Raw genomic sequence first — 1,385 nt, 5'->3', positions numbered from 1 at the left:
CGGGCGGCACCGGCTACCACTCCGGAGAAGCCGAACGGCATGAACGGTGTCCAGTTCTCCGGCTTAACATACCATACACCAATGACGATGAATAGCAGAACGACCGCAATTTTGATTACTACCATAATATTGTTGACACGCGCACTTTCCCGGATGCCCCTGCCCAGCAGCCAGGTTACGATCATGATGATAATAAAGGCGGGCAGGTCCATAAATCCACCTTTGCCCGCTCCCGGCGCGGAGGCAAGCGCAGCGGGGATTGTAATTCCAAAACCTTGAAGCAGCGACTGAAAATAGCCTGACCAGCCGCTGGCAACAGCAGAGGTGGCCAGCAAGTATTCCAGTATCAAATCCCATCCGATCATCCAGGCGATAAGCTCACCCATCGTTGCATACGTATACGTGTAGACGCTCCCGGCAATTGGCACTGTAGAAGCAAATTCTGCATAGCATAAAGCGGCAAACGCACAGGCTAATCCGGAAAGAATGAACGAGATAACAAGAGCAGGGCCGGCGTGTTCTGCGGCAGCGACCCCCGTCAAAACGAAAATACCGGTTCCGATGATAGCACCGACACCCAGCATGGCCAGATCGAGTGCCCCGAGTGAACGCTTCAGCCCTGTTTCTTTACGCTGGCCAAGCATTGCATCGATTGGTTTTCTGCGAAATAGTTTATTCATATTGTCCTCCTCTGGTTGGTACATTGCGCTACTCATAAATTATTTATCTGTTATGTTATGAGTAATATAAAAATTATAACCGAAAGACAGTATACGAAAAGTTCAAACAAATATCAATACAACTTTTTTGAAATTTTAAAACAAAATCCTGGAATTGAAATGTATGTTCGTATTTCCTGATATGGTGTACAATAAAAGAATCGAGGTTTGTTGTAGGAGCAGGAGGAACTGGGAATGATTGATTTTATCGAAGGCCAGGTTGCCTATGTGGAAACCGATTGCGTCGTGGTCATGTCACATGGTGTTGGCTATCGCATTTTCTCGGGCAATCCGTTTCAATATCGTGAAGGGGAGCATGAAACAGTACGGATATATACACATCATTATGTACGTGAAGATGCCGTCCATCTGTACGGTTTTTCGACGCGGAACGAGCGGGATTTATTTCGCAAGCTGTTAGACGTATCAGGCATCGGGCCTAAGGGAGCGCTGGCGATGATTTCAGCCGGGACGCCCGAGCAGATTATTGCTGCCGTGACCCAGGAAAATATCGAATTTCTGACACGCTTCCCGGGTGTCGGCAAGAAGACCGCACAACGAATCATTCTGGATTTGAAAGACAAGCTTAAGGCGCTGCCTGTCCAGGAGAAGGCGGTGATTCAAGTGGAAGGAGAGCCGGAAGCTCTGCCAGGAAATCAACCGACG

2 protein-coding genes are annotated in these 1,385 nt (G+C 48.4%); one reads left to right on the top strand and one right to left on the bottom strand.

Annotated features, from left to right (window positions below; translation table 11 throughout):
• Nucleotides 1-680 (bottom strand): amino acid permease (locus B2899_RS02910; protein ID WP_286883945.1); only part of this gene is annotated, 680 nt, incomplete at its 3' end.
• A 234-nt stretch (nt 681-914) separates the two neighbouring features.
• On the opposite strand from B2899_RS02910, the gene ruvA reads away from it, so the two are divergent.
• Nucleotides 915-1,385 (top strand): Holliday junction branch migration protein RuvA (gene ruvA, locus B2899_RS02905; RefSeq protein ID WP_286883942.1); only part of this gene is annotated, 471 nt, incomplete at its 3' end.

The sequence above is a fragment of the Aneurinibacillus sp. UBA3580 genome, assembly GCF_002375825.1.
Classification (GTDB): Bacteria; Bacillota; Bacilli; order Aneurinibacillales; family Aneurinibacillaceae; genus Aneurinibacillus; species Aneurinibacillus danicus.
This window is presented reverse-complemented; position numbering and strand designations above follow the sequence as displayed.